Source organism: Microcystis sp. M53603_WE2 (genome assembly GCF_030065435.1).
This window is the reverse complement of the sequence record NZ_JASJFF010000536.1, coordinates 1-2,495: the sequence shown is the minus strand read 5'-3', so window position 1 is coordinate 2,495 and position 2,495 is coordinate 1. Positions and strand designations below refer to the sequence as shown.

The following is a 2,495-nucleotide window of genomic DNA, read 5'->3' as shown; positions in this document are numbered from 1 at the left end:
TTCCACGAAAACCCGGATAGGAATGGGAGTCAGACGGGTGACAGCTTGATAGATTAACCCCGGTTTAGCGATTAAACCCAAGGGAACATCAGCCTTGGCGATCAAAGGATGCCAAGAGACATCGGCCACATTGATTAATTTTTGCCAGAGGACATCGACGGGGGCGGTACTGACCACCCGATAGGTTTTGTAGAGTGAAAACTTACAGAATAGTCTGCCTTTGGCCGCTACAATCCTTAAGGAAAAATTGAGAATCACCGATTGCCCCCCGCAAAAATAATCCAGGTAATCTTCTATTCTAGAAATTGACATCCTCACCGCCGTAAACGGACGGTAATTCCTCACCACGCCACCTTTTTAGGATGGTCGCATCAATAGGGTTGACGCAGAGAGCGAAAAACACTTAATTGCTTAAGTCTGACACTTTCTCCACGTCCATTTAAAGTCTCCGAATGCCCGACGGCGACTGATTTAATTTTGGTTTATACATACCGACCTGCGGTACGTTTTGCCTCTAGCATGGAGTTCCCATCGTCCGTCAGCTTCCCCTCACTCATCGTTGACCCTGAGCGAAGCCGAAGGGTCAACCCGTTGCAGGAATTTCAACCTAGTATATTTATTCGGTCGTATCTATGATAGGGCGGGTTTTTTAGACCACTCAGATTTTAACACAAAGCCGTCCTAAAACGACGGGGTTTTCAACCCAAATTTTCGATAATCCCCGCCTTAAGCCCACGGGTATTCTCGATCTAACAACTGCTGGTTCAGGTTTCCCCTTAATAACCGAGTAGGCAAGTAGGCTTGTGTTACCCGAATTTTACGGCAAGTTTAATCGTCTTTGGCTTTTAAGGCTTACCTCATAATAATATCACAAAAAATTAGGAACTGTCATCAATTAGATCTAGAACCTTGATTCTGAAGGTATTTCAGGATATTCATTAGTCAAGGGAATAAAATTCTTGTCTAGATTACTTTTCAAGACTTAAACAATGACAAGCCCAGATGCAGTCCTTTTCCCTTACCTCCTTTGTCAATAAAAGACTAATAATGACAACATTAGCTATAAACTAAGTGAAGTTTTATAATACTTCTTAATTTACCAGAGCCCTAGAGCAGCCTGAAGAGGAACCCACCAATCCTACGTTGAGTCTAGAAACTTGAAAAGGCAGGACTGGCTAGGTTTAAAACCAAAGGCTTATTGTTGTATTTTCAGATAGTCCTCTAGTTTAGCCAGGAAAAGGGACTAGAGGGTTTTTACTCTAGCCCTAGGCTTAAGTGGGTTGTAATTAACCTAGAGATTTATTTGCCAAAAACGTAGATAGACAACTCTTGACGAAATTGACGCAAATCGTCTTTTAGCTGTTTCGCTTCCGCTAAACGTCGTTCTTGAAATTGACTCAAATCATCCTTCACCTGTTTAGCTCGATCTAGATGAAGTTGGCGTAAGTCGTCCTCTAGCTGTTTCGCTGCCGCTAAACGCTGTTCTTGGAATTGACTTAAATCCTCTTTCAGCTGTTTAGCTCGATCTAGATGCTGTTGACGTAAGTCGTTTGCCAACTGTTTCGCTTCAGCTAAACGTTGTTCTTGGAATTGACTTAAATCGTCCTTTAGCTGTTTGGCTCGATCTAGACGCTGTTGCCGTAAGTCGTTGTCTAGCTGTTTCGCTGCCGCTAAACGTTGTTCTTGAAATTGACGTAAATCCTCTTTTTGCTTTTCCGCTTGAGCTAAACGCTGTTTTTGGGTAGCTGTTAAAAACACGCGGCTGTCTTGTTGAACTTTTTGGAAAGATTCGCGCAAAGCAGTTGCTTGTTCTTGCGCTTGTTGTTGTCTTTTAGTTTTGACATCCAACAGAAAAGTTTGGACTTCTCGCGAGAGTTCAGCTACTTCTTCAGCAATCGATAAACGCTCCTGGCGGAACTTTTCCATGAGAGCAGGCATGGGGTTGTCCTCAACTACTAAATACTATGGAATGGACTAGACCCAATCACCCGTTGAAAAAAACATTCACGGGGAGTGGGGGGAGAGACAGTAGATTCCGACTTTTCTTATTATCCAAAAGTTGAGATGGTGAATTGCCCCAGACCAAGGGGCACGGCTTCCTACCCAAAGAATTGCTTTCTATTCCGAAAAACAGCGAGCTTTACATTCTGGCGATAGGCGGTAAACCTAGCTACAAGGGACAAAATCACGGTAACAAAAATAATTTGTCTGCGTCTAGCTTTGTTTCCGCTATCCGTTGCCGTGCCAGCCCTATCAATTATAGACTATTGCGCCCCAAGAGAGGGGTAACTAAACTCAATAGGGATTTAAAGAAAAGCCGAGAATCTGGAAAACCCGGTAGGGTTTTAACTCAGCCGATGGGAGAATCTGGGATCAATCCTTAAGCAGGAACCGCTGCAGATTGAGTCAGACCAACGGCTTCAGCATATTTGAGGTAGGTTTCAACCGAAGCGATAACTACACGAGCTTCAATCGCTAATAATTCGATTCCCACC

Annotated in this window: 1 protein-coding gene and 1 pseudogene; both read right to left on the bottom strand. The window is 43.6% G+C overall.

Annotation, left to right across the window (positions count from 1 at the left end; genetic code table 11):
* Positions 1-258 (bottom strand): annotated as a pseudogene (locus tag PX481_RS11180) (SRPBCC family protein); the annotation flags it as partial.
* Between the two features lie 1,041 nt (positions 259-1,299).
* Positions 1,300-1,938: a gas vesicle protein GvpC gene (gene gvpC / locus PX481_RS11175; RefSeq protein WP_288094591.1), complete on the bottom strand. Its 639-nt coding sequence runs from the start codon at positions 1,936-1,938 to the stop codon at positions 1,300-1,302.
* Positions 1,939-2,495: the final 557 nt, after the last annotated feature.

Bases quoted from the DNA above. Each gene is read 5' to 3' on its own strand.
- gvpC (WP_288094591.1), bottom strand. From the start codon at position 1,938: ATGCCTGCTCTCATGGAAAAGTTCCGCCAGGAGCGTTTATCGATTGCT.